The sequence below is a fragment of the Alicyclobacillus sp. SP_1 genome, from assembly GCF_024706985.1.
Classification (GTDB): Bacteria; Bacillota; Bacilli; order Alicyclobacillales; family Alicyclobacillaceae; genus Alicyclobacillus_I.
In genome coordinates this window covers 18,457-44,404 of sequence record NZ_JAMCCX010000012.1, presented here as the reverse complement: position 1 = coordinate 44,404, position 25,948 = coordinate 18,457, and the positions used below count along the sequence as shown (strand labels likewise).

The window sequence follows — 25,948 nt, the reverse complement described above, 5'->3', positions numbered from 1 at the left end:
ACATCGGATGAGCAGGAGGCGAACCTCATGGTACGCGAAGACAGCGTCAGCCCCGAGCGGCATGGGGGGAGCAGAGCAGAGCAGGGCGGCTCGATATCCGTAGGCATACTCTGCAATGCTGTGTGGAATCCACGAACAAAACGACTGCAGTCTAATGCAGATATGGCGAATTGGAGCAAGTTGATTGAACAGGCGCGGCAATTGAACATGCGCGCATACGTATTTCGCTTGCAGGATGTGCATTTCGAGGAACGCAAAATTGACGCATACGAATGGAATGAGGAACATTTTTCGCCAGTCAAGATACCCTTCCCAGATGTGATTTACGACCAATTAGCTTCGCGCAAAATTGAGCGCAATCCGGGTTTGCAGAAACGTCGCAAGCAACTTTCTGAGACTTTTACAAGTCGTCTCTTCAATGACGGCTTTTTCGATAAATGGCAGGTATACGAATGGCTGTCACGAGACCCGACGTTAATCCCGGTGCTTCCTGCGACGAAGCGCCAGAGTGGCGTAGAGGCGGCTCGCAAATTTTTGGAAAGGCATAGTATCGCTTTCTGGAAGCCCATTCACGGAAGTCTCGGTGTGGGGATTATTCGACTGGAGAGACATGACGATGGAAGTATTGAATATCATTGGAAAAAATCTCGAGAGAGCGTCGTTCACGGAAAAGTGATGAATTTCGAGGAATTGGAGAAGAAATTTCGACAGCGCTTCAAGCGACGCCAGTACATTTGGCAGGAGGGCATCTCCTTAGCTGCGGTGAACGGGCGCTCATTCGACGTGCGCATTCTCATGCAACGCGACGGTTCTGGGGCATGGAAGCGGACCAAAGTTTTTGCCAGACTGGCCCGCAAAGGCGACTTTACCTCCAATTTAAGTGGAGGTGGCGAGGCTTGTCCGCTCGACTCGCTACTCGTTCCGCTTTGGCCAGACAAAGCCTTCCGCCGCCGACTGCGCCAGCGGTTGAATGAATTGGCGCGGCGTGTGGTCCAACAAATGGAATCTGAGTGTCAAACACCCTTGGGGGAGTTAGGCATAGATATAGGGGTGAACCAGTCCGGACGTCTCTTTGTGATTGAAGTCAATTCCAAGCCACACAAATCCGCATCCACCGAGACCGGACGTCAGGATTTGGTTGATTTGTCTTTCGCCCGTCCTATGCAATTTGCGCGGTTCCTGGCGAAATCTTCTCTAACAGTGAGGGAGGCGGGGATGTCGTGACCATCTATCTCCTATCTCGTTCGCAAAAATCAGCTAGAAGGTTGGCTCAGATGGCACGAGTGTCGCCTTACTCCGAGTCACTTCGCCTGGCTGAGGACGACACTGTGCTGCGTTATGGCCAGTCTGGTCCACCGGATCCACCAGGAGTACACGTGCTTAACCGCCAGAGTGCCATTCAGGCGACCGTATCCAAGCCGTCCATGGCCAAATTTCTGCGTCGTGTGGGCGTTCGCTTTGTATTGCCAGTTCGCAAGTCTGGAGATGATGCGAGCCGTCGGTTTGTCCGCCAATACCGAGTTCCCGTGTTTGATCATCGTGTACTGGCCTGTTTTAAGTATGAAGGCACCGAGCCATGGACCAACGGTCGTATATCGCGGTTGCCGGTTACTTCATCGGAAGTGAATGTGGAGGACGATCCGGTGGCGAAACGTGCGGGCTGGCTCGCTTGTCGGGCGATTCATGCACTTGGGCTCGATTACGGCCTCGTCTCGCTTGGTCTAGGCCCGAAAGGTGTGCTGCATGTCTTGGATGTGACGGCTCGGCCTGTGCTCGAGGGTCGCTTGTTGGAGTTGTTTGCGGCAGCGGTCGACGATTATGCTGACCGCGCGTCAGATCTGCGGTCTCTGCCAGTGACCTCGGTGACCCTCGGGACGGACATCGAGATCATGCTGCAAAATGAACAGGGCAAGATGGTCTTAGCCAGCCGTTATCTGACACGCCGCGGTCGCGTCGGCTGTGATGACCGAAGCGTGCAGTATGACGGCAAGCGCTTGCCGCTGATGGAATTGCGCCCAGACCCTGATTCTAGCCCGGCCGGACTCTATGTCAATTTGCGGACGACGATGCTCGAAGCTGCGCGCAAGGTGAATCGAGCGGGGGTGGCGTGGCGCGCTGGCAGCACACCCTTTCCCGGATATTCTACAGGTGGGCACATTCACATTTCGGGAGTTCCCATTTCGAGCCGACTGGTGCGGGCGCTCGACGCGTATCTCGGTCTGCCGCTGATGGCCGTGGAAAATCCGCAAACCAGTCGCAGGCGACGACCTCGATATGGGTTTCTTGGAGACGTTCGGGAAAAGTCGCATGGCGGATTTGAGTATCGCACTCCAGCCTCTTTTGTGGTCAATCCAGAAATTACCTTGACATCTTTTTGCCTGGCGCAACTCATCTGTCTCTACTATCAAGACTTGCCCGAGATGTGGTTGTACGATCCGCCGCTGCAAACGGCATTTTATACAGGGGACGTGTCTGCTCTGGCAGACGTTTTGCAGGAATCGTGTCAGGCAATGCGAGGTGTTCCGTTGTATCGGAGGTACGAAGACCAAATTGAGCCGCTTTATCAGATGATAGCAGAGGGTCAGATGTGGGATGAGTCGGTCGATGTACGGGATGTGTGGGCGGTGCCAAAGGTCGTGCCAACCGAAAAACAGCGGACGCGCAGTAGCCGTTCCATCGGTCGTCGCACGCGACGCACGTCTTCGGTGACCGCGAGGGGGTGAGAAGCATGGCGCCAAGAGATGAGAGAACGTGGGACGGGGAGTATCTTTGGTGGCGCACGCCGGCAGGTCGAGTGCGCTGCGGAGTTCGTTTCTTTCGCGGTCATCCGAAGGGTGTCAAGATGGTGACGGCAGGAGTGGCTCATCTACCCGTTTTGTCCGAACGACTGCCGTCCCGCCTGATTTACCGCTGTCCCACTTCTTTTCGCGAAAGCGGCGAGGGTGTGGAGGCAGGTCCGGTCTATGCAGTGCTGGCTGGTCGCCACACAAGCTCCAGTCCGGGTGTGTTCGTTGGGAGCAGAGTGGATTTTCGAGACCTCATTCGCCTCGGTAAAGAACGCGGCGAATTGGTGTATGTGGTGACTCCCCGAGAGGTAACAACAAAAAGTTTGTGGGCAGGGTATGTTCGGCTCGGTTTGTATCGATGGGTGAAAATCCCTGTTCCCGCACCTCAAGCCGTATACAATCGCATTCCCACTCGCAAGCACGAAAATGAGCCGATGGCAGTGGCGGCGAGGTCAAGAATTCAGTCTGTGGGCATTCCCATGTTCAATCCGCGGTATTTCAACAAGCAAGATATTTATAAGGTCATTAAGGAGAACGGCTTAGAACGGACCATGCCAGACACTATGCCCCATTTGAATCGGAAGGCATTTCACACGATGCTTCACAAGCATGGAGCCATTTATTTAAAACCGTCCGGCGGCAGTGTGGGCCACGGCGTCATTCGAGTGGAGCGGGCTGGCGAAGGATGGACTGTATCGGCCCTCAAAGACACGCGCTGTGAGACCTGGTATGTGGCCGACGAGAGAAGTCTCTACCCGTTGGTGCAGATGCTGCGCGTACCTGGCGCCTACATTCTTCAGCAGGCGATTGAACTGATTCGTTGGAATGGACGTCCTTGTGACTTTCGCGTCTTGCTACAGAAATCGCGCGGGAGTTGGTCGATTGTCGGGAAAGGGGTTCGAGTGAGTGGGCCGAACACCATCACCACGCATGTACCGAATGGCGGTTCCATCGCTCAGTGCCACGCAGTTTTAGAGCGCGAGTTTGCAGCTCAGAGTCTTGCCGTCGAACGGGCAATCCACAGAGTGGCTCTGGCGGTGGCGCGAGCCATTGACGATAGCAAGGGAAGGGCCTACGGCGAAATGTCGATGGACATCGGCGTCGATGAGAGAGGTCGTCCGTGGATATTCGAGGCAAACGCCAAACCGATGAAGTTTGACGAGCCAGAAATTCGCGCAAAGTCGCTCGTGGGAGTGCTAAACTACTTGAAGGAACTGAGTTCGGAGTCGATGGCTGCACGTACTCGGATCCGAGAATGACGAGCGGATTGGACTGAAGGAGTGCTGGTTGTGGAACTATGGCTAGTCGATGCATTTACGCACCTTCCTTTGACGGGAAATCCAGCGGGGGTCGTTCTCCTCGATGGCGGAGCGTGGACGCCGGAGTGGATGCAGCGAGTCAGTCGCGAAGTGAATGCTTCGGAGACCGTTTTTGTCTCTCTGCCTGAGCATCCCGGTGCCGATTATCGGCTGCGCTACTTTACGCCAACGGCGGAAGTGGACCTGTGCGGACACGCTACCATTGGAAGCATCGTGGCACTGGCCTCGCTCGGTCGACTGCCTAACCGAATCTTGCAGAGTGGGCATTGTACCGTCGATACGAATGTTGGACGGTTGGTGGTTCGCGTTGACGCGAGTGGGTCGAGATTTGCGGCGGAAATGCAACAACTGTCTCCGGAACAGAGAGAGGTCGACCAGCCGAGCAAGTTGGAGTTGCTACGGGCTCTCGGCTTAGATGAGGACGATGTGCACCCTGATTGGCCATTCGCCATGTGCTCCACGGGCCTCTGGGACGTCTTTGTGCCTCTTAGAGACCGGCAGCGGATGGCGCAATTGAGGCCGGATTTTCATCGGTTGGCGACGGTCAATCGGCGGCTCGGAGCCACGAGTACGCATGTTTACTGCAGTCAGGCCGAAGAGGCTGAAAACGACTTTCACTGCCGGGACTTCTCTCCGGCGGTGGGGATTTCGGAAGATCCGGTGACAGGCACGGCCACAGGAGCGTTAATGGGATTGTTGGCTCTTCACGGGCGTATTCAAGAGAGTCGTACATATCGTTTTGAGCAAGGCTATGAGATGGGGCGCCCGGGGCAAGTCGAGGCACGTGCAGAGCTGTTCGACGGAACGTGGCAGATTGTCGTTGGGGGTACGGCTCATGTCACCATCACGGGTACCTTGCACGTGCCCGCGTGACACTTGGCCCGGGGGCATGTCCATCTCGCGTGCTCCATCTGTGTGGAAGGCGATGCGTATCGGTCTGTTCGGGCGCGGTTTAAGGCTGTCATCTGTCCTGTTCGGATGCGGTTCCTTATGCTATGATGGCGACAGGGTATACAAAGAAATTTAGGAGGCAGCCTCGTGGAAAACCTCATCACCAAGATGCGTGAAGGTCGTCTGCAGGCCGGCGATGGACTCGTGTTTGGCGTGCATCGCGCGCGGCCAACGGAGCGAGTGCAATGGGATGTCCTTGCTTTGACAAAAGACTGCCAGGTCGGTCGTAAGCCGTCTGGCCAACCGTATCGGTATCACATTTTGACGTATGGCTGTCAAATGAACGAACACGATACGGAGACGATGGCGGGTCTCTTGCAGGCTATGAACTATGAACCGACGACCGAACTTGAACAAGCGGATTTTATCTTATTTAATACCTGTGCTGTTCGTGAGCATGCGGAAGATAAAGTGTTTGGACAGATTGGACGACTTCGTCCCTTAAAATATGCCAATCCGGATTTGTTGATTGGCCTCTGCGGTTGCATGGCACAAGAAGAGCACGTCCAGGAACTCGTTCGGACAAAATTCCCGTGGATTGATGTCGTATTTGGCACTCACAACCTTCATCGATTGCCCATGCTGTTGAGGGATGCGCGCCAGAGTCGCATGACCGTCATGGAGGTTTGGGATTTTGCACCGCAAACATTGGAAGACCTGCCGAAAGTTCGTGCCGCCGGTGTGCGTGCTTGGGTGAACATTCAATATGGGTGCAACAAGTTTTGCACCTATTGTATCGTACCGCATACGCGCGGGGCGGAGCGCAGTCGTCAGCCTGCCGACATACTTGGGGAAATCCGCGAGTTAGCCGAACAAGGATATCGGGAAGTCACTTTGCTCGGCCAAAACGTCAATGACTACGGTGTAGACTTGCAGGGCACTTCCTTTGCCCAACTGTTGCGGGAAGTGAATGGTGTCGATGGAATTGACCGAATTCGTTTCACAACGTCGAATCCTTGGAATTTCACCAATGATTTGATCGACGCGGTGGCGTCTTGTGAAAAGGTCGTCGAGCACATTCACCTGCCCGTCCAGTCAGGAAGCAATCGGATTTTGCAGCGGATGAATCGCAGTCATACAAAGGAATATTATTTCAGTTTGGTCGAACGGATTCGCCGCGCGATTCCAAATGTCTCGTTGACAACCGATATCATTGTCGGTTTCCCAGGAGAGACGGAGGAGCAGTTCCAAGAAACGTTGAATTTAGTACGTGATATACAATTTGACAACGCGTACACGTTTATCTATTCGCCGCGCGAAAACACGCCTGCGGCTCGGTTTGCAGATGATGTCTCACCAGAGACCAAAAAAGACCGGCTGCGTCGCTTAAATGACCTTCAGTACGAGATTGCGTTGCAACGCCAAAATCGATTTTTAGGACAAGTCGTGGAGGTTCTGGTCGAAGGACCGAGCCGAACAAATCCAGAAGTGCTAGCAGGGCGTACCCGTGGAAATCAACTCGTGTTGTTTCCATCTAACTTAGATTTGTCTGGACAGTATGCGAACGTAGAGATTACCACGCCACAAACCTGGCTACTGAAAGGACGATTCATTGGCGTAAAGGAGGTCAGCGCGTGACAAACACAGAAATGCTGGAAGATGCGAAAATAGAAGAGTGGTCGGCTCGGGCCGATGAGGTTGCAGAGATGATTCGGGAGTCGGATGTTGCCGCGCAGTTCTGGCAGGCTCGTGGAAAAATGTCGCGCCATGCTCGGGCCATCGAGTTGTTTGAGATGCTCAAGCAAAAGACAAACAACATCAAAGTGCTGGAGAGTCATTACGGTCTGGAGCATCCGCGCTTAGTTCAAGCCAAGGCAGAACTGACGCAAATCGAAGATGAGTTGTCGCAAATTCCAGTGGCGTTTCAATATCAATGTGCCCAGAGTGAATTAAACATGGTCGTTCAAGAAGTGGTTCAGAGACTGATGCAGCGCTTGCGTCCGGTGTTGCCAATTGAGCCGGGTCCGCGGCAAGGATGCGGACATGGTCCGGATGGACAAGGGTGCACGTGCGGTGAGAGTCACTAGTGTGTCCTTAGGTCAGGAACTCCTTTCTTACTTTCGCGAGATGTGTCTGCTCCAGAGGAAGAACGAATCGAAGAAGGCCGGCCACTGCGAGGGCGGCCTCTTTAGATTAGCGTCTCGACATATTGCCTAAACATCATCCCAGTGGAATGGATAGCAAGAGGAGTGACTGCACGGTTATGACCCCTATGATGAAACAATATCTCGAAATTAAGCAACAGGTTCCAGATGCGTTACTGATGTTCCGGCTCGGTGACTTTTATGAACTTTTCTTTGAAGATGCAGAGACGGCTAGTCGTGTGCTCGACATCACGTTGACAGGACGGGATGGTGGCGAGGACGGGAGAATTCCTATGTGTGGAGTTCCTTATCACGCCGTAGAAGGTTATTTGGACCGCCTTATCGGTCATGGATATAAAGTTGCCATTTGCAATCAAATGGAAGATCCGAAACAGTCCAAAGGTATTGTCCGGCGTGAAATTGTACGCATGGTCACCCCGGGTACCTCACTTACAGACGAGGGTCTCGAACGCCGTTCTCTGGGAGCTCTCGTGGAATCGCGCGGAGAGTATGGGTTGGCTATTGTGGATTTACTGGCGGGCGATGTGTGGATGGGCTCGAGCTTCGCCGCTGAGGAGATAAGAGATTGGTTGCTGTTACATGGTCCGGCAGAAATTCTCTTTGGGTCGGAAAACCTGCTTGATGAACTGCACGTCTGGTATCCAGCCAATGCGCCAATGTTCACTGCGTGTCCCGGTGCCTTCGACGGATCGACAGTCCATTCGCTGATGCTTCGCTGTTTTCTTAAAGAAGAATGGGAAGCCCTCGGGTTGACGAGCGACGCGGTCGCCGTGCAGGCTCTCTATGCGGTCTTAGACTACGCACAAACCACGCAGCGTCAATCCATTGTGCATTGTAAGCGCCCAATCTTCTTGACGACACCTGATGCCTTGCAGATGGATGCCACGGCCATTCGGCATCTGGAACTGTTTGAAACCAATCGTACGCGGATGAAGGAAGGGACTCTGTTCCATCACCTGAATCGCACGCAAACGGTGCTCGGTAGCCGCATGTTAAAGAGTTGGTTGGAGCGCCCACTCGGGCATCTTCCGACTATTTTGCAGCGTCAGGAAGCAGTTGAGGTCCTGTTGCTCGACGGTGTGCGGCGAGCAGAAATCAAACAGTTGCTCCGCCAGGTGGCGGACGTCGAGCGCTTGCTCGGGCGCGTTGTGTTTCAACGCGCCACGCCGAAGGACTTGTATCGTTTGGGCACGTCGCTTGCTGCCGCCATGGCCATTCGCTCTTTCCAATTCCCGAAGGTGAGCCGTGTTACAGACCTCCAACAAGGCATGCCGGATGTTCTGCCAATCGTGGATTTGACGGTCGTCCGCATGCATGACAACCCACCTACGAGCGCTCGCGACGGCGGGATTTGGCTACAAGGTGTGAGTAGCCGACTGGATGAATTGAGACTCCTCGCATCGGAAGGCAAACAGTGGATTGCCGCGTTTGAGCAGCGTGAACGGGATCGAACTGGAATTCGTACGTTGAAAGTCGGCTACAACAAAGTCTTCGGATATTTTGTGGAGGTCTCCAAGGGGCAGAGTTCGCTGGTCCCGTCCGACTACGAGCGACGCCAGACGTTGGCTTCGGCAGAGCGCTACACACTACCGGAATTGAAGTTGCGGGAGTCGGCCATTTTGTCGGCGGCTGAAGATGCCAATGCCCTCGAAGAGAACATGTTTAACGAACTGTGTGAGCAAATTTTGGCAGAGCGGCACAAGATTCAAGCGTGCGCGTCGTGTCTAGCGGAAATCGACGCATTGGTGGCGCTGGCCGAAGTGGCGGAGGCGTATGGTTACGAGCGTCCAGAAGTGCATCTCGGGCGCGGTATAGACATTAAAGCGGGGCGCCATCCCGTCGTTGAAGCGGGTCTAGCCGTGTCTTTTGTTCCGAATGACTGCCATTTGGATGAAGACAACAATTTTGTCGTGCTGACGGGGCCGAATATGGGTGGTAAAAGCACTTACATGCGTCAAATAGCACTGATTGCCATCATGGCGCACATAGGCTCGTTCGTTCCTGCGCGGGCGGCGCGCATTGGCATTTTGGATCGTATCTTTACGAGAATTGGCGCTGCCGACGACATTCATTCGGGTCAGAGCACGTTTATGGTGGAGATGTCTGAGGTCAGTCACATTCTGAAACATGCAACATCACGAAGTCTTGTCATCTTGGACGAAATGGGTCGCGGAACGTCCACCTATGACGGGCTTGCCATCGCCGAGGCCGTCGTCGAATATTTGCAGAGCGAGAGTCGTCCGTTCTGCTTGTTTGCCACTCACTACCATGAACTCATCGCCTTGGCGCAAGACGTTGCGGGAGTTCGCAATGCCTCGCTGGCCGTGGCCGAGCGAGGAAGCAGCATCGAGTTTTTACATGTCGTCGTGAGCGAACCGGCAGACCGCAGCTACGGATTGCATGTGGCGCGACTTGCTGGCATCTCAGAGCGTGTCCTCGAGCGAGCGAGTCTTCACTTAGCCAGGCGCGAGGCACAGGCCAAGACCGAAGCCGAAGTGAGTGCCACTCATGGAATAGCGCCGCTAGCACCGCCGCCATCGCAGTCGGAGCGCCATTCGAATGGGCCGATGGAGACCCTTGCTCTGCGCAGGGAACTGGATGGAGCAGCGAACCTGCTGCGAGATATAGCGGCTGTCGATCCGTTGACGACCACGCCGATCGACGCTTTGATCGTGCTGCAGACGCTGGTGAGTCGGGCGAAGGAGGTGGTCGAGCGATGGGTGTCATTCAATTAATGAGTCCCGCCTTGGCCAACCAAATTGCGGCGGGCGAAGTGGTCGAGCGGCCCGCATCGTGCGTCAAGGAGTTAATCGAAAACAGTTTGGATGCAGGAGCTAGACGAATTCACGTCTCTATCGTCGAAGGTGGAATTCGAGAAATTTCGGTCGAAGACGATGGCGTTGGAATGTCCGAGGAAGATGCTGTCTTGTCGTTTGCTCGCCATGCGACGAGCAAACTGCTGCATGCGCGTGACCTGACCCAGGTGCGCACTCTCGGCTTCCGAGGCGAGGCGTTGGCGGCGATAGCGGCTGTAGCGAAGGTGGAGTTAGTCACGCGCCAGGCTGAGCAAACGAGTGCTGTCTGCGTGTCGGTCGAAGGTTCGGACGAAGTATCTGTTCCGGTTGCGGTTCAGTCTGCTCCAGGCACGCGCATCTGTGTCCGTGAGCTCTTCTTCAACACCCCAGCCCGATTGAAGTATCTTCGCAGCGTTCAGACCGAGTCTGCTCGCTGCGCTGAGGTGGTGCAGCGGGCTGCGCTGGCACATCCGGAGGTTGCTTTTCGGTTGAGCGTCGACGGTCACAGTAGTTTCTCTTCACCCGGTCGAGGGAATCTGCGCTCTGTCTTGGCAGCGCTCTACGGGCCTTCGGAAGCCGCGAATTTTTTGGAGGGGACGAGCGGCACTGCTGACTTTGAGTTACAGGCTTGGATTGGTCGTCCCAACCAGGCGAAATCGAATCGTGCTCATGGCCACCTGTTTGTCAATCAGCGACCGATTCGGAACTTGACCATTCATCAGGCGATTGTCGCGGGGTATGGGTCTCGCCTTATGGTCAACCGCCACCCTATGTACTGCCTTCACATTCGAATCAGCCCTACCCTAGTCGATGTGAACATTCATCCGCACAAGGCCGAGGTGCGTTTTAGTGAAGAGCGGGAACTTGCCCTCGCTGTTGAACGGATGGTGGCTTCCATCTTGGACGGCGTTCAACTCACTGCCGTACCAACCTTCTCCAATACCGCCCGCCAACTGCCCGAATCGCTTGTGCGAGGGCCACTTTCTGCGGAGCGGGATCGGCCCATGGATAGACAGACTGCCACTTATCTGGCGCAACCTCTGTTGAACGGAGTTCACGAATGGCGGCACGAACTTCCTGCGGTTTTTGCGAGAGATATTCGAGAAAGTGGAAAGGTGCAAAGGGAGACGGACGCCTCGTTACCCCCGTGCGCACTCGACGCCACTCAAAGTCACGAAGAGTACAGGGCGGCGCGCGCTCCAGAGGAGGCGGTTCCACGGTCGCGGCCGGAGAACTGGTCGTTGCGTCCCGTTGGGCAGGTGCTCGGTATGTATATCGTTGCTGAAGACGCTGAGCACGTGTACATCATTGACCAACACGCCGCGCACGAACGCATTCTCTTCGAGCGATTCAGCGCGCAGATGAAAGAGCGTCAAGGTGCGAAAATTCCACTTCTCGTTCCTTTGACGTTGACACTCAGCCCTTCCGAACATGTGTTTTGGCAAAAACATCAAGAGACGTTTGCGAACCTTGGTTTGGAGACTGAGGGGTTTGGAGATTTAGACGTGCTCATTCGCTCGATTCCTGAAGTATGGGAAGGACTGGACGTTGACAGACTGGTGGAAGACATCATTCGGTCGTCCGCAAACGAGGGGTTTGCGGCAGCCAAGGGAACGAGAACGGTCGATGCGCCGGACGCGCTTCGCCAGATGGTTGTGCTGCGAGCTTGCAAGGCGGCCATCAAGGCGAATCATCGACTCTCTGCGGCTGAGATGGAAGCCTTGTGTCGCGAGTTGACCACGCTGGATGATCCGTTTCATTGCCCGCACGGACGCCCAGTCTTTCTTGAATTGTCGGCTCATTATCTGGAGAAGGAGTTTCGGCGCATTGTCTGACATTCGGCGTTCTCGAGAGGATAAGCAAAGTGCGCCAATTGTCAGTGTGTTGCCAATCCGTCAGGAAGGCAATGCAGACAAAGAGAGATGCGCTCGGCAGACTGCGGCTTTTTTCGGAGCCACTTACCTTGAACGGCGGGGCCGCAGTGTGGAGGAGTTGTTTGCAAAGACCTCTGCAAACGTCGTCGTGTTGGCGGGAGACGAGCCCAGCCTCATTCACCGGCAGGCCCCGGAAATGGCACTTCGCTACCACCCTGGAATGTCCTTGTTGCGGCTTCGTGAGCACCAACGAGGGCGCCAAGACCGGTTGCTTCGAGCCATCGGAGTTCGTCCTGGTGATGTGGTTTTGGATGCCACCTGCGGACTCCTCGGAGACGCACTCTTGCTGGCAGCAGGCGTCGGGCAAAGCGGGCGCGTCATCGCGGTTGAGTCCACTTTTCTCGTTGCCCGCCTGATGCAGTATGCCGTGCGCTGGACTCGCTCCATTCCGCCGGATGTGGCCGAGCATTTGGCGGGTATCGAGATGCTCTGGGGCGACTCCGGTCGAATTCTTTCCAAATTGGGCGATGCCTCGGTCGATGCGGTCTATTTCGATCCGATGTTTCACCACCCTTTGGAACGGTCTGCGGCAATGGAGCCGCTGCGTATTTTTGCAAATCACCAGGTGCTGACGAGAGACGTGTTTGCGGACGCCTGTCGAGTGGCGCGGCGGACGGTTGTGATAAAGTGTCGCTTGGGCGATAAACTTTTGTCAGACCTTCCTGTTCTTCCGGACAAGACGAATGCAAGTTTTGCCTTCGCCGTGTGGCAAAGGGGGAGACCTTGATGACGCTCGTCTGTGTGGTTGGTCCAACCGGAGTTGGCAAGAGCGCGTTGGCCATCGAGTTGGCACGGGTATTTGATGGTGAAATCATTTCCGCCGATTCAATGCAAATCTACCAGGGCCTGGACGTTGGGACCGGGAAAGTGACTCTCGAGGAAATGAAAGGCGTTCCCCATTACGGTCTTAATCTCGTTCAACCGGAGGCAAGCTTTACGGTGGCAGACTTCGTGAGCTATGCCGAAGAGAGAATTCACGACATCTCGGCCCGAGGCCGCCTGCCGTTGGTAGTCGGCGGGACCACGCTCTATGTTCGCGGTCTGGTCGACGGGCTCGATTTTCAGCATCAAGCGAAATCGAGTGCATTGCGGGCATCCCTTCAGCAGCGAGCTGAAGAGTGTGGAGTTGAAGCACTCCATGCAGAACTCGTTCGGGTCGATCCGCTCTCCGCAAACAGACTTCATCCGAACGATGTTCGACGGGTGATTCGGGCATTGGAGGTATACTATATCACAGGTCAGCCGCTTTCTGCGTCCTATCAATGGCATCCGAGACCACCACGCTTTGATGCACTGCTGCTTGGTTTGACATGTTCTCGCGAGGAGTTGTACCGTCGTATCAATCAACGCGTTGAAGCCATGGTTCAAGCAGGGTGGATTCGTGAAGTTGAACAACTGATGTTGCGCGGCGTGCCACTGGGTGGCCAGGCAATGCAGGCCATTGGCTATCGGCACGTCGTGGCGTTCCTGGAGGGAAAGATGACGATGCCGGACATGGTCGGGAAAATCCAACAGGACACAAGACGCTATGCCAAACGCCAACTCAGTTTTTTGCGACAAGATGAGCGAGTTGAGTGGCTGGACATGTCGGTTCTAAACGCGAATCAGCTGATTGACGTCGCCAGTGAGCGTATCGGCAAATATTTTGCAGGAATTTCATGTGACCATCGCGAATACACCTGACGTGTAACTTTGTCTCAAACTGCAGTTGGCTTTCGTGCAATCGGAGTAGCGCATGATAGACTACTCTCATCCGCTGATGACAGGAGTGAACGGCGTGAGTAAGCAGCCGGTGAACATTCAAGATACATTCTTGAATCAAGTCCGCAAAGAGAAAATACCGGTCATTGTATACTTGGTGAATGGATTTCAAATTCGTGGAAATGTGAAGGCGTTTGACAACTTCACGATTGTTGTTGAAGCGGATGGAAAACAGCAGATGATATACAAGCATGCCATATCTACGTTTATTCCTTTGCGTGCCGTCAACTTGATGGCATTGGAAGAACCCACAGCTGAGTGAGTAAGCCCGGCGACTCGTCGCAAAATTCAGTCGAATGTCGCGCTTTAATTGGAAGTAAAAGGTCGGTATTGGCGTCGAAATTCGCAGTTGACACGAGTGCTCGCGCTGTGTTAAGTTATGACTTGTCGCCGATGAGGCGCCAGCGTAGCTCAGCAGGTAGAGCAACTGACTTGTAATCAGTAGGTCGCAGGTTCGACTCCTGTCGCTGGCTCCAGTAGCGGAGGGGTACCAAAGTGGCCAAATGGGGCGGACTGTAAATCCGTTGCGGAAGCTTCGAAGGTTCGAATCCTTCCCCCTCCACCAAGTGGTTTGTACTTGGAGAGCTTTGCGGAGTCAAAGATTGGTTTTCTTAGGCCTAGGGGCGTAGTTCAGCTGGTAGAACGGCGGTCTCCAAAACCGCATGTCGTGGGTTCGAATCCTGCCGCCCCTGCCAGTGTGGTGAGCGTGGCGAAGGGGTTAACGCACCGGATTGTGGATCCGGCATACGTGGGTTCGATTCCCATCGCTCACCCCAACTAATGGGGGATAGCCAAGCGGTAAGGCAACGGACTTTGACTCCGTTATGCGAAGGTTCGATCCCTTCTCCCCCAGCCAGTCTTGTGCCCGTAGCTCAGCTGGATAGAGCGCTTGACTACGAATCAAGAGGTCGGGAGTTCGAATCTCTCCGGGCACGCCATCGGAGCATAGCGCAGCTTGGTAGCGCGCCTGCCTTGGGAGCAGGAGGTCGTGGGTTCGAATCCCGCTGCTCCGACCATAGAACAGATTTCTCATCCATGTCTGTTCTCAAAATGTAATGCATGAATTCTCGTGGGGGTATAGCTCAGCTGGGAGAGCACCTGCCTTGCAAGCAGGGGGTCGTCGGTTCGAATCCGTCTACCTCCACCACTTGATTTTCCTCGATAGCTCAGCGGTAGAGCATCCGGCTGTTAACCGGAGGGTCGTAGGTTCGAATCCTACTCGGGGAGCCAACCATGCTCCCATAGCTCAGTCGGCAGAGCGCATCCATGGTAAGGATGAGGTCACCAGTTCGAATCTGGTTGGGAGCTCCACATTTCGGGCGTTTAGCTCAGCTGGGAGAGCACCTGCCTTACAAGCAGGGGGTCGGCGGTTCGAACCCGTCAACGCCCACCACTGTCTATGGAGTGATGGCCGAGTAGGTCGAAGGCGCTCGCCTGCTAAGCGAGTATACGGTCAAAAACCGTATCGACGGTTCGAATCCGTCTCACTCCGCCAAAATTGAAATTCAACGAGACAAACAGGGACGAGTCCTAGCGGGCTGGTCCCTGTTTGTTTATGTCGCCTGAAGCTTGAAGGATTGCCGGGGAGCTCTTGTGTGGATTCTGCGAGTGGCGCCTTGGATAAAGGTGGTTCACGGGTATGTCGCTCCGACGACCGCTCTCTTTCTAGGCATTCACCCATATCAAAAAGGTGGCATAGGCTACCGAAGAATCGGATGACGAAGTTGAGGTGAGCCATTTGCCGTCGCGAACTCGCTTGGAACCACATGCCATCACAAAGATACAAGTTCTTGAGGAATTTGAGAATGGCCGAATTGCGGTTGGTGAAGCTTTGACTCGATTGTCCGGGCGAGATTCACTGATACCCATGCCTACCGTCACGCGCATGACACGCGAGCGGCTGATGGGAATTCTCGGTCGCTTAGATACCTTGGTTGGATTGGAAGACGTCAAAGCGACGATTCGTCAAATATTTGCCCACGTCTATATTCAGGAGCAGCGGCGGATGGCGCGTCTCAAGACGGCGCCTACGGTCCTGCATATGGTCTTTTCGGGCAATCCGGGAACCGGAAAAACCACAGTCGCGCGGCTGCTCGCCGAAATGTATCGAGACCTGGGACTACTCGAAAAAGGCCACCTTGTTGAAGTTGAGCGTGCCGATCTCGTTGGTGAGTACATCGGCCACACAGCCCAAAAGACTCGCGAACACATTGAGCGTGCGCTCGGTGGAGTCCTCTTTATTGATGAAGCGTATTCACTGGCCCGCGGCGGCAACAAGGATTTCGGGCGGGAAGCGATTGACTGTTTGGTCAAGACCAAGGTTTGAATTATGTGGTCCGGTCCATAGTGACTTTAAATCGAGGCGTGGTGCGGTCGGACGAGTTTTTGGCGAATACGTTTCGAAGACATGAGCACTTGTTACAGCAGATGGTGTCAAGGTATCGAGACGAGTTGATGACGTTTCAAGAAATCGGTGATGTACTAGAAGTTCCTTGGTGGGACGTTAAAAAACTCTTATCTTGGTACGGAATAGAGAGAATCACCCCGGCAGCACGGGCAAGGAAAATGAGGCAGAAAGACTTTGAACTGATACATCGTATGCACTTTTTGGAGCAAAAAACCTTTGCTGAGATAGGACAAGCCATAGGCCGGTCGGCACCCTACATTCGTCAGGTTTTGTTGGAGGGCGGGTGCAAGCCGATCAACTATGGACAAATCGGCAGAAGAAATTAACGGGACCACACAGGACGCCATATTACTAAAGGCTCTGTCGGGTTGCAGCATTTACAACTTTGTCTTCGAAAAAACCTCACCCGAGCAACTTGGATGCAGTGACCCATTCTCTGGGTCTGTGTCAAATCTTGCGCCCTAAAACACCGTAAAACGCCGTAGGGAAGGGAAAAACCGTGAATTGCGGACAAAGACTGTACCCAAGAAATGCGTATGCGCCAAGGATCTGTTATTGGTTATCAACTCGCGCTTGGGAACTGAGAGGTAATGGTGATGGGAAACTACAGCGAGGCAGATGGCTCAAAGGCCAGTCATGACCTCGTTGGAGCTAACGACGATGATTTTGAAGGTGCGTTTTTGACGCTAATAATGCTGCGGTTGTCATAAGTATTATGCGATGTCGTCTGCAGTGCATTAAGGTCCTTGACGCAAAGGGGGTTTATCATGGTGCGAATTCAACACCTTAAAAAACGGTAGATAACATCAGTGGTGACATTTTCGCACCAGAAACGAGAAGTTGGCGTCGCCAGAGGAAAGTAGGCCAGTGCTGAACCAGCATGCGCCGCGATCTCCTACTGTCGTCGGAGCATGTAAGCAATTCGACATTGGGGTCGACAACCCAACCTCGAACTCGTTGTAGTGGAACTTCCAACGGTATCGGAGCGGGGAGCGTTCGCCTAGTCATTGGGCACGTGCCAAGTGTCAATATGGTGATAATATGGAGCAACCATGGTGAGAGAAAGGCGACACTATGGAGATACATTAGGTGCGACTTGGCCCTACGGAGAGTAGAGTTTGAGTGGGTGACATGGTTCAACGATTCAAGAAAGTAAATCTGTACGCGCAGCCGCACACGAAATATAAGCGTCGTCCAAAATCCTCTGTGCTTGTGACCGGGTGCATGCCCACTTTCATTTTCATCTGGGCTCGATTTTCAGAGGAAGGAGACTTCGTGAAACCGGAGGAGGCACTTTGGCAACGGTCTTACAGCGTGTGATTGAGCCTTCATTGACCACAGAAGTGGTTCTGCATGCAAAAGGATAAATTGGTCGAGCGGAACTCGGAAGGCGACATTGCAACCATGGTTGGGTGCTCAAGATGGACGCATTCATTACCATCACCTTTGTCATTCCATTTACATCCAAGATTTCCAATTCGTCATTTTCGCTACTCTCATGCCACTCGTTCTGGTCACAAAAGCCCTGTATTTGACCCTGTTTTGGTCACAGAGAGCCGATTCTTGGTCACAGAAACCCGATTCTTGGTCACAAAAACACCATTCTTGGTCACAGAAAAATGGAAATGGAAATTTCAATAATCCTTGATATAAAAGGATTTATATATAATATTTATGGAAAATATTAATAATATTAAGGAGCTTGTGACCAAGATTTTTAAACACTGTATATGATCACGTGCGAATTTCTTGCTTTTTTGTCCTTTTACCCCCTCGATATAGTTGTTGATCTAGCACTGTATATGCACACAATTTTTTTCAGGTGTCACAAAACACGATTTTTCGGCCATTTTTTCCAGTACCCTCTCTACTGCCACAAGGATTCACGCCTCAAAATTTCCATTTCTCTGTGACCAAAGACCATGCGTTTGTGACCGAAATTACCCGTTCTGTGACCAAAAACCCCCTTTCTGTGACCGAAACGATGCTTTTTTAGGGTTCAGGGTGTCACAAGACTGACGATCGAAAATCCATCTCGACGAATTCGCAGTTGCCCGTTCAGGAAGAATGCGCCTTCCTGATTTTTTCCGAGCACTCGTTCATCCGTGTACAAATCTCCCGAAGTTGAGTTTCTGACGTACAGGAGCCGACTTTATGAGAAGACCGTCGTCTTTGCGACACAAAAAAACGATGCGAATTTGTACCAAATGGCAACTTCGTTTCAGTAACGGGAGAGTTGACGGAGAGAGGGTGAAAACAATGATTCTGAACTGGGCAAATGGTGAGTTTACGGACACCGAAAAGGTAATCGGTACGCTGTTTGATGCCGGTGTACTTAGGCGCAAGGACTTAATGTTGCTCTTAGGCTGGCGGCGGAGTAAGACAGATAGTCATCTCCTAAAGCTCAGACAGAAACAAATGCTTTTGACCAGCCGGGATAGTCATGGACAAACGGTCTACATGTTAGACGAAAACGGTGTTCGTGCGGCTCATCAGCTTTGCAATATCGAAGGGAAAATCGTGACGATGAAAGCTCAGATTTCCCATCAACTCGGTGTGAATGACATTTTGCTGAGGTACGTCAAGGCACATGGGTGCGAGGGCGTACAATGGTACAGCACAAGAGAGAGTGCGGATGAACTTTTTAGCTTTCGCAAGATAGCGGGGAACACAGACGCAGAAATCCGCAAAAGCTACATTCGTCCTGACGCATTGATTCAGACTGCAAACAGAGGCATCTTCTGGCTGGAATACGACAACGCGACGGAATCGAGCAGGCAACTACGAAAAAAATTTGCATTATACGTCCAGAACCTTTCCATTATCGACGAAAAAACCAAAGGGCAGGTGCGTCGGGTGATATGGGTCGCACCAACCATCGAACGGGTACGCTGGCTCGTCAGTAGATGGCAGGACGTCAAGGAGAGGAGACAAGCAGCAAACATAGCAATGCTATTTTACATCGCAGGACAGGAAACAAGCTATATGGCAGGGGAGAGGGACAAGAGGCGGCAAACGGAGTAATAACGAAAAAAGAACTACGTGAAAACGAGAACGCCGGAGGCGGTTGGCTGGTTGATCCCCCTTTGGGAGAACCAAGTTTCGTTGGAACCATATGCGGTTCAAGAGATTATAGGTAGGGTAGACTTTGACTTTGCCGCGATGATACCGAACCCGGACCATCATCTTACCAAGACTCCGAACGTCGAAAACGAAGTTCTGGTACATGGCTGGGTACACATGGAAACTATCCTTTTGAACATCGTAGGAGCTAATTTTGACTGAGCCGATCCGGGCTGTCCGGGTCGGCTTTTCACTTTCGTACCTCCAGCTCACCAGAGGGTTGCCAGAACGCTCGTTGAAGCATGGAACGACTTTGGGGAGGGGTTCCGTCTTCGTCGGTATAGGGTCAATTTGACTCCTTATAAATGGTTGGTTTGGAATATATGCCTATAGCACAATTCGTAACACCGCCGGATTCGGCTCCATTTTCGGTTTTGAGCAATTTTCCACGTATGACAGGATAAATTGGTCGTCAAACTCTTTATGGGGGCTTATTCGGGCGATTAAGGGTTAAAGTTGTTTTCAACTTTAGAAAGCTCCTGCAACTTGTCATACGCACTCCGAAAGTATGAAAGGAGTGCGTATTCTTGATTCGAAAACTGAGCGCGACGCTGTATTTCGTTTATGAACCTAATTCCTACAGCTGCAAACCGATTTTATTTGAAGTCGTCACAGATGATGGCCTACAAGAAGTCGCTCGTCTTTCGACGCGACACACGGGCAACATCTACGTCGCCTCGGCGCAGGAATTTGGCCAAGCAGAAGGAATGGAACGAGTGACGGACGACTGCTTCAGTGGCAGGCCGGTTGGCGCGACTTGGGATGCCGCCAACGGTTCGGTTTTCTACATCGCACTGTGACTGCAAAGAACTCAAAGACAGCCCGGTTTCTCGCACAACTGCGAGGGATCGGGCTGTTTTTGTTGTAGTCCCGTCACACCCGCTCCCCGCTTGTTCTACGTCTGTAAAGACTTCTCGCTGAATTAAATTAGCGGCCCGAAAAGCCGTGTTATAGCCCAGTATAGGGCCTTTCGGTACAAACATCTTAGTGGCACCTGAACACATGCTAGAACCCCAAAAATGAACGTGTGGCGCGGTTTAGAGAGTCTAGCAATAGTGCAATTGGATTTGGTGTTTGACGGTTTGGCGGCGTCAGTGAAAATGAGAATCCCTTGGAATGTACATCCGATAACAAGTGAGAATAGGATTTGGAGTCATTTTGACTGCTTGTCACAAAAACTGCGTTTCTGGTCACAAACTCATCTTTGACAGTTTAGCTGTTGAAAACTCAGTCATCTAGGTCTCGAAACCGCGCTGCTGCGCGGTTTTTCTGTTGATAAGTCCTGTTTTGACACTGAAAATGTAGGTCAAAAAGTGTTTGGACAGTGGATAACTTTTATCTTGATTTGTATGTCTATTGGTTATATATTTGTAGGTAATAATGTAGGCGGTGGTGAGCCCTGTGTTCGCACAAATTGTATCCACAAAACGCCCCGATGGTCGCACCTACAGGTACATGCATATTGTTGAATCCTATCGCGAGGGAAAGACTGTCAAAAAGCGTCGGATTGCTAGTCTTGGTAACGTTGATGGCTACTCGGAGGAAGAGATTCAACAGTTCATTCGCACCTTAGAATCCCTCCTACAAAACCGTACCTCTGGTTCGATTGAGGATTTCGACCCTAAGTCTACCCTCTCCTTCGGCGTTCCCTACGTGGTTCAATTTTTGTGGGACCAACTCGGACTCACTAAGGCTATACAGGACGGACTGAAAGACCGACAAGTCACATTTGATGTGGCCCGGTACGTGAAAGCAATGGTCTGTAATCGCTTGATGAACCCGTCAAGCAAGCTGGACCTGTTCCACACCATTGAGGACATGTATCTCCCTGAGTCCGGCGATGAACCCTGGCAGCTCCAACATTTCTACCGAGCCTTGGATCACCTCATGGACATGAAGCCACAGCTGGAGAAGCTCATCTACCGACGACTCACCGACCTCTTGAGCTTTCGTTTGTCGTTGGTACTCTATGACCTTACCAGTACGCACCTCAGTGGTCACCACTGCCCGATTGGTGAACATGGGTATTCCCGAACCCACCGGCCAGACCTGGAACAGGTTGAACTGGGCCTGCTCGTAACACAAGATGGCCTGCCAATCACCCATGAAGTCTTTGCAGGGAACACACCGGACAAGAAGACCGTCAAAGAGATTCTGGAACGTTTGAAGAATGAGTTCTCCGTTGAACAGTGTGTCTTCGTCGGGGACCGTGGCATGGTCACCAAAAAGAACACCGAGTTGTTGGCAGAGCTCAAGTATCCCTACATTGTGGGCTACCACAAACGAGGTCGTGTAGTCAGTGACGCGTTATTGGCAAAGTACAACGACATCTCAGCCTACACTGAGCTACGCGGTAACCTTAGCTACCTCGAGGTGCCTGCATCTGCAGTCGAGGATGATGAGAAAGGGCAAGATGCCCGCTACATTCTCTGCCACAATCCGATCAAAGCAAAGACAGACGAAGCCTTCCGTGTGTCCGCGTTAGAGGAAGCTGAGATTGCATTGTCAGAATACCAGGCGTGGCTGGAGAACCCCCACCGCGATCGCAAGACAAGCACACAGTCTGTGATGCTCAAGGTCGGTGACATCCTCACGAAAAAAGGTGTACAAGCGTTTCTTGAAGTGCAGTTCACTGACGAGAAGCTCTCGTACAAACGCAAGGAAGAGGCGCTTGCCAAGGAATCGCTCCGAGACGGAAAGTTTGTCATTAAGACCAACACCAATTTACCTGCTGAGCAGGTGGTCACTTCATACAAAACATTGATGAACGTGGAACGGGCGTTCAGAGAGATTAAGAACTTCCTGGACGTAGGTCCGGTCTACCACTGGAATGAGAAGCGCGTTCGTGGCCACATATTCGTCTGTGTACTTGCGTATCTGTTCGAGCAGGAGATTCAAGTGATGTACCGCCGCTGGTGGGAACAGCGTGAACACGAAGCGAAGCAGATAGACAACGCTGCGGAGCGTGAGCAACGATTGAAAGAACTTAATGATCGATGGTACACCGGCGAGGGAATTGTAAAGGAGCTGGCCCGCTGGCACGTCATGAAGGCTGAGTTTCTCGGGAAAGAGTTCCTTAGCGTACCACCTCCGCCACAAAACCTGGTTCAGGTGCTCAAGGCACTGAACGTTCCGCTTCCTGCGAAGGCCATCCACCTACGTCAGACCTCATCCGGCACCCTCGTTTAGTCCGAATTCAGACTTGAAGGCCCCAACTAGATTGGGGCTCTTTGGGTTGTAGGGCAAAATACCCCCTACAATCCCTTGCTGGGCCTAGGGGGCTGTCAAAGATGAGCACAAAAACGCTGTTCTTGGTCACAAAAACGCTGTTCTTGGTCACAAAAACGCTGTTCTTGGTCACAAAACAGGGCTGTTTTGGTCACAAAACAGGGCTGTTTTGGTCACAAAACGGGGTACTTCGGTCACAGAAATTTGGAAAATGTGAGGGGGCGAAAATGCGGGAAATGCTACTCGCAGTAGATTATATATATAATATTTATTACCAATAATATTATATATATAAGGGTTTTGTGACACCCTGCTGCAATACTGTGTGCATACACGCGCGAGATTTTGTTCTTACTTTGGTCTGTCCTTTCCTAATGAGTGTCCAGTTCCATGTTCCATGGTCACGTGATCAATATAAGCGCAATGTATATGCACACCCCACCGAAAAGCTGGTCACAAGACCCGGAAAAAGCATGATTTCTTCCACAAAAACGCCGTCGCATCCTACTGCCCCAATAATTCGTTTCCAGTTTTCTGTGACCGAAATACCCTGTTTTGTGACCAGAAAGGGTAGTTTTTGTGACCGGAGAATCGATTCTTGTGACCAAAACAAGCATGGTTTGTGACCGGATGGGATGATGGAATGTGACAGATGATTACCTTTTTGTTCATCTGATTGTGAATGTATCTAATTGTTGGTTACTTAAAGGTAATGTATAGTTTTCAACTGGTGTTTGTTTTTAGATACGTAAAATGTTATTGATGACATTTGTCATAAACAAAAACGACATATTAAAGTTACTTTTTAGTAAGTATAAATACTTTGTTTTCTATTTTGATGAACAAATACATAACTTTATTGTCGCAAACCTATGAATTTAGGAGTAAAATATAGTTGCTCGAAATTGATCGTTTCTGGAATTTGGTGAACTAAAAGGTAACTTTAACAACAGGGTGGCGAACATGACTATGACCGTTCAGCAGTACGTTCAAGGTTTACTCGATGAACACGGAACTACGGGCAAATTTGTCGCAGAGAAAGCCCAAATGAGTGCCAGCTACTTTTATCGAGTGTTGGGTGGGGAGAACATCTCCCCTAAGTTTCTGCGCAAAATTGCGCCGCATGTTCCGGGGGCGAGTGTCCACCGCATGATGGTGTTGGCCGGGTACCTACCGGATGAAGCCGAGTCAAATGACGAATCGATGGAGGACTTGCGGGTAAGGGTTTACGACCTTGCTGACAAGCTAGGGGCTGCGCTTGCAAAGTACATAAGGCTGTTGGATAACGGGGAGGAGTCTTTCCTAGACGCGATGGTGCCACACAAGGTGCTGAAGCTTTTAGTGAAAAGTGCGGAAGCAGGTATTGCTTTTCAGCAATTTGGTTTTGTGGAGCGGGATGCTTCGAAGGAATTGGTCAGGGAACTGGCGTGGTTAAACGAGGGACAAGGAAAGGCGTTTATTCCAATTGTGAGAGAGTTGTGCAAAATTAAAGAGGATGACGGAAGCAGGGGATATGATTTTGATGATTGATACTGAACGAACCCCCGCCAACGGCCTAAAACGTGGCGGGGGTTCAGGTAATGATAAACAAGGCTTGCTTGAGAAGGCCATTTCAGCAACTAAAACGCCAACCTATTTCATCGGAATCAAATTCCGCGACACTGACCGTAGTTGTTTGTACCACGGTTACAGAGATAATCCACCATCAACCGATACGTTGGAACCTGTCATAAACTGACTGTCATCGCTCACATAAAACGCTATAACGCGGGCAATGTCTTCCGGTTTCGCAATACGACCGAGTGGGGTCATGTTTGACATTCTTTTTTTGAATTCTTCTGTCTGGAATTGTGTACGTTCCGTCTCGACAAGACCGGGTGACACCACATTCGCTGTGATTCCATGCGCCCCAAACTCTTTGGCAATATACTTCCCGAAGGAGCTTAGTCCTGCCTTGGCTGTTCCGTGCGCAATGAATGGGACTTGTGGATGGTTGGCTAAGCCCGTTGATACATAAACAATTCTCCCATAACGGTTTTGGATCATGTGAGGTAGTACAACCTGAGTCAACGTGAACGCAGCTTTTAACTCATCATTTAGCTTCGGGGAAAACTCTGACCAGCTCATTTCTAAAAATGGCTTGCGGACAAAACTCATCGCAGCGTTGCTCACCAATGCGTCAATACGACCAAATTTATCGACCGTAGTGCTGACAAGGTGTTGAACCTGCTCTTCATCGCGAACATCGGCCTGAATCGCCAACGCCTGACTGCCTCGTTTCGTGAGTTCATCCACTAGCGAATTGGCTGCTTCACTGTTCGACAAATAATTAACGACAACTGCCGCACCTCGACTGGCAAGAATTCTCGCTGTTTCTGCACCAATTCCACGGCCACCGCCGGTAACAAGTACAACCTTTCCGTTCAATATGTATCTCTCCTTATACACTGTGATAGAAGGTTTTGAGCTGTTAGTTTGCTCGGTCAACAAGGTTCGGTCACATCCATATTACACCATACAGGTTTATGTCCAATCTGCACGGAATAGGCACAGGTTACAACTTTATAACGTCAGATTGATCACAAACATTTCGCCTTAGACTCATCCCGAAGAACTGTATCCAAAAGCAAAAGAAGGGTTCCTTCGGACAAGAACAAAATTACCGCTGTGCCTTCGATGGTTCCTCAATTAGTAGTTCAAAGAACTTCACGCTCTAGTTCCGTGGTGAGGAACTGTTACCCTCGTAGAGAGCCGATTTCAAGCACATGATTTCACCTCTGTGTCATTTTTTTTATTGCCAAGATCAGGATGAACGACTACATGCAACGGCTAGCATGGTTGATGCGTCTGGTTTCAAGAGGCGGTGGTCGTGTGAAAAGCAACTTGGTATTGATGATGCTTGGTTCGCTCTTGCTTGTAGGGTGCGGAACTGCTCAAGTGCCCGCACCAAACGGTGGAACCTCATCGGCACCTGCAGCATTCGACCCTCAGATAGATGGAACCATTGCGTCCATACAAACGGGGAGTCCATCGTATGCAGTGCTGAAGAACGTCACGGAAATCAAGAAAAGTAGCATGAACCATAAGGCAGAAGTCAAAGTCAAACTTCCGGCTGGACAATTCGTTTCATCTGATCACTGGCAAAGTAACGGAGATACGCTCGATTTGTTCATCGGAGAAGACATGTCCGTTATGACGAATACAGGTCAAATCATGGAGAGCATGCCAGATCAGGGCTTTGCGGGCATCGTGAAGTCCATCAATTCAAGTCGCATGGTTATTCAAAAGGTTCTGTATGACAGTCAAACAACGCATGACAGCCGTGCCATGAAAGCCACTAATGAACTGGTTTCGATTCATCTCGCACCCTACACGAAGGTATCCATGAATGGCTTTGGAGCGTCACAAGCTACTTCCGTAATTCATCAAGGAGATGCCGTGTTATTTGTTCTGATCGGCCCTCCCAATGAGTACATTGCAACACAAGTTACTGATTTTCGGAGTCCATCCGATGCAGGATGGGTGATGCAAAAATGAGA

At 51.8% G+C, this 25,948-nt stretch carries 20 protein-coding genes and 12 tRNA genes; 31 read left to right on the top strand and 1 reads right to left on the bottom strand.

Annotated features, from left to right (window positions below):
* Positions 1-27 precede the first annotated feature (27 nt).
* The 30 genes from M4I36_RS02700 (at position 28) to M4I36_RS02555 (ending at position 23,939) form a co-directional block, all read left to right on the top strand.
* Positions 28-1,224 (top strand): YheC/YheD family endospore coat-associated protein, encoded by a 1,197-nt coding sequence (locus M4I36_RS02700; RefSeq protein WP_258110114.1) that lies wholly within the window; start codon positions 28-30, stop codon positions 1,222-1,224.
* Positions 1,225-1,274: 50 nt separating this feature from the next.
* Positions 1,275-2,723: a putative amidoligase domain-containing protein gene (locus M4I36_RS02695; RefSeq protein WP_258110113.1), complete on the top strand. Its 1,449-nt coding sequence runs from the start codon at positions 1,275-1,277 to the stop codon at positions 2,721-2,723.
* A gap of 5 nt (positions 2,724-2,728) precedes the next feature.
* A complete protein-coding gene (locus M4I36_RS02690) occupies positions 2,729-4,045 on the top strand; it encodes a YheC/YheD family endospore coat-associated protein (RefSeq protein ID WP_258110112.1) in 1,317 nt (438 codons plus the stop codon).
* A gap of 30 nt (positions 4,046-4,075) precedes the next feature.
* On the top strand, positions 4,076-4,978 hold the full coding sequence (locus tag M4I36_RS02685; RefSeq protein WP_258110111.1) for a PhzF family phenazine biosynthesis protein: 903 nt from the start codon (positions 4,076-4,078) through the stop codon (positions 4,976-4,978).
* Between the two features lie 165 nt (positions 4,979-5,143).
* Positions 5,144-6,634, top strand: coding sequence for a tRNA (N6-isopentenyl adenosine(37)-C2)-methylthiotransferase MiaB (gene miaB / locus M4I36_RS02680; RefSeq protein ID WP_258110110.1), 1,491 nt, complete (start codon positions 5,144-5,146; stop codon positions 6,632-6,634).
* On the top strand, positions 6,631-7,083 hold the full coding sequence (locus M4I36_RS02675) for a YlbF/YmcA family competence regulator (RefSeq protein ID WP_258110109.1): 453 nt from the start codon (positions 6,631-6,633) through the stop codon (positions 7,081-7,083). Before miaB ends, M4I36_RS02675 begins: the two co-directional genes overlap by 4 nt.
* A gap of 176 nt (positions 7,084-7,259) precedes the next feature.
* Positions 7,260-9,896 (top strand): DNA mismatch repair protein MutS, encoded by a 2,637-nt coding sequence (mutS, locus tag M4I36_RS02670; protein ID WP_258110107.1) that lies wholly within the window; start codon positions 7,260-7,262, stop codon positions 9,894-9,896.
* On the top strand, positions 9,878-11,791 hold the full coding sequence (gene mutL / locus M4I36_RS02665; RefSeq protein WP_258110106.1) for a DNA mismatch repair endonuclease MutL: 1,914 nt from the start codon (positions 9,878-9,880) through the stop codon (positions 11,789-11,791). Before mutS ends, mutL begins: the two co-directional genes overlap by 19 nt.
* Positions 11,784-12,617, top strand: a complete 834-nt coding sequence (locus M4I36_RS02660; RefSeq protein ID WP_258110105.1) for a class I SAM-dependent methyltransferase — start codon at positions 11,784-11,786, stop codon at positions 12,615-12,617. The genes mutL and M4I36_RS02660 overlap by 8 nt, the downstream gene beginning before the upstream one ends.
* Entirely contained in the window at positions 12,617-13,573 is a 957-nt protein-coding gene (miaA, locus tag M4I36_RS02655) for a tRNA (adenosine(37)-N6)-dimethylallyltransferase MiaA (protein ID WP_258110104.1), read from the top strand. Before M4I36_RS02660 ends, miaA begins: the two co-directional genes overlap by 1 nt.
* Before the next feature lie 94 nt (positions 13,574-13,667).
* Entirely contained in the window at positions 13,668-13,913 is a 246-nt protein-coding gene (gene hfq / locus M4I36_RS02650) for an RNA chaperone Hfq (RefSeq protein WP_258110103.1), read from the top strand.
* Between the two features lie 138 nt (positions 13,914-14,051).
* Positions 14,052-14,127 (top strand) — tRNA-Thr (locus M4I36_RS02645).
* Between the two features lie 5 nt (positions 14,128-14,132).
* Positions 14,133-14,216: transfer RNA gene (locus M4I36_RS02640), tRNA-Tyr, on the top strand.
* 54 nt (positions 14,217-14,270) lie between these two features.
* Positions 14,271-14,346: transfer RNA gene (locus tag M4I36_RS02635), tRNA-Trp, on the top strand.
* A 5-nt stretch (positions 14,347-14,351) separates the two neighbouring features.
* Positions 14,352-14,427 (top strand) — tRNA-His (locus M4I36_RS02630).
* A 5-nt stretch (positions 14,428-14,432) separates the two neighbouring features.
* Positions 14,433-14,507 (top strand) — tRNA-Gln (locus M4I36_RS02625).
* Between the two features lie 5 nt (positions 14,508-14,512).
* Positions 14,513-14,589: transfer RNA gene (locus tag M4I36_RS02620), tRNA-Arg, on the top strand.
* 1 nt (position 14,590) lies between these two features.
* Positions 14,591-14,667, top strand: a tRNA-Pro gene (locus tag M4I36_RS02615).
* A 55-nt stretch (positions 14,668-14,722) separates the two neighbouring features.
* Positions 14,723-14,798: transfer RNA gene (locus M4I36_RS02610), tRNA-Ala, on the top strand.
* Positions 14,799-14,806: 8 nt separating this feature from the next.
* Positions 14,807-14,881 (top strand) — tRNA-Asn (locus tag M4I36_RS02605).
* Between the two features lie 5 nt (positions 14,882-14,886).
* A tRNA-Thr gene (locus M4I36_RS02600) sits at positions 14,887-14,962 on the top strand.
* 6 nt (positions 14,963-14,968) lie between these two features.
* Positions 14,969-15,044 (top strand) — tRNA-Val (locus M4I36_RS02595).
* 8 nt (positions 15,045-15,052) lie between these two features.
* A tRNA-Ser gene (locus M4I36_RS02590) sits at positions 15,053-15,146 on the top strand.
* A gap of 243 nt (positions 15,147-15,389) precedes the next feature.
* The gene (locus M4I36_RS02585) at positions 15,390-15,977 is read left to right on the top strand and encodes an AAA family ATPase (protein WP_374985256.1); all 588 of its coding nucleotides are present in this window, start codon (positions 15,390-15,392) and stop codon (positions 15,975-15,977) included.
* Between the two features lie 20 nt (positions 15,978-15,997).
* The gene (locus M4I36_RS02580; protein WP_258110102.1) at positions 15,998-16,384 is read left to right on the top strand and encodes a hypothetical protein; all 387 of its coding nucleotides are present in this window, start codon (positions 15,998-16,000) and stop codon (positions 16,382-16,384) included.
* Between the two features lie 1,933 nt (positions 16,385-18,317).
* Entirely contained in the window at positions 18,318-19,082 is a 765-nt protein-coding gene (locus tag M4I36_RS02575) for a replication-relaxation family protein (RefSeq protein WP_258110101.1), read from the top strand.
* Between the two features lie 626 nt (positions 19,083-19,708).
* Entirely contained in the window at positions 19,709-19,981 is a 273-nt protein-coding gene (locus M4I36_RS02570) for a hypothetical protein (RefSeq protein WP_258110100.1), read from the top strand.
* A gap of 601 nt (positions 19,982-20,582) precedes the next feature.
* Positions 20,583-22,370, top strand: coding sequence for an IS1634 family transposase (locus M4I36_RS02565; RefSeq protein WP_483860614.1), 1,788 nt, complete (start codon positions 20,583-20,585; stop codon positions 22,368-22,370).
* Positions 22,371-22,471: 101 nt separating this feature from the next.
* Positions 22,472-22,690, top strand: coding sequence for a hypothetical protein (locus M4I36_RS02560; protein WP_258110099.1), 219 nt, complete (start codon positions 22,472-22,474; stop codon positions 22,688-22,690).
* Positions 22,691-23,372: 682 nt separating this feature from the next.
* Positions 23,373-23,939 carry a hypothetical protein gene (locus tag M4I36_RS02555; protein ID WP_258110098.1) on the top strand — a complete coding sequence of 189 codons (567 nt, stop codon included), beginning with the start codon at positions 23,373-23,375 and terminating at the stop codon, positions 23,937-23,939.
* Between the two features lie 156 nt (positions 23,940-24,095).
* Here the strand turns inward: M4I36_RS02555 and M4I36_RS02550 are convergent, their stop codons facing one another.
* Positions 24,096-24,836 (bottom strand): SDR family NAD(P)-dependent oxidoreductase, encoded by a 741-nt coding sequence (locus M4I36_RS02550; RefSeq protein ID WP_258110097.1) that lies wholly within the window; start codon positions 24,834-24,836, stop codon positions 24,096-24,098.
* A gap of 393 nt (positions 24,837-25,229) precedes the next feature.
* On the opposite strand from M4I36_RS02550, the gene M4I36_RS02545 reads away from it, so the two are divergent.
* A complete protein-coding gene (locus M4I36_RS02545; protein WP_258110096.1) occupies positions 25,230-25,946 on the top strand; it encodes a hypothetical protein in 717 nt (238 codons plus the stop codon).
* Positions 25,947-25,948: the final 2 nt, after the last annotated feature.

Coding starts and splice junctions, on each gene's coding strand:
- M4I36_RS02700 (WP_258110114.1), top strand. CDS start 28: ATGGTACGCGAAGACAGCGTCAGCCCCGAGCGGCATGGGGGGAGCAGA.
- M4I36_RS02575 (WP_258110101.1), top strand. CDS start 18,318: ATGATTCTGAACTGGGCAAATGGTGAGTTTACGGACACCGAAAAGGTA.
- mutS (WP_258110107.1), top strand. CDS start 7,260: ATGACCCCTATGATGAAACAATATCTCGAAATTAAGCAACAGGTTCCA.
- mutL (WP_258110106.1), top strand. CDS start 9,878: ATGGGTGTCATTCAATTAATGAGTCCCGCCTTGGCCAACCAAATTGCG.
- M4I36_RS02560 (WP_258110099.1), top strand. CDS start 22,472: ATGAGCACAAAAACGCTGTTCTTGGTCACAAAAACGCTGTTCTTGGTC.
- miaA (WP_258110104.1), top strand. CDS start 12,617: ATGACGCTCGTCTGTGTGGTTGGTCCAACCGGAGTTGGCAAGAGCGCG.
- M4I36_RS02545 (WP_258110096.1), top strand. CDS start 25,230: ATGCAACGGCTAGCATGGTTGATGCGTCTGGTTTCAAGAGGCGGTGGT.
- M4I36_RS02690 (WP_258110112.1), top strand. CDS start 2,729: ATGGCGCCAAGAGATGAGAGAACGTGGGACGGGGAGTATCTTTGGTGG.
- M4I36_RS02695 (WP_258110113.1), top strand. CDS start 1,275: ATGGCACGAGTGTCGCCTTACTCCGAGTCACTTCGCCTGGCTGAGGAC.
- M4I36_RS02555 (WP_258110098.1), top strand. CDS start 23,373: ATGACTATGACCGTTCAGCAGTACGTTCAAGGTTTACTCGATGAACAC.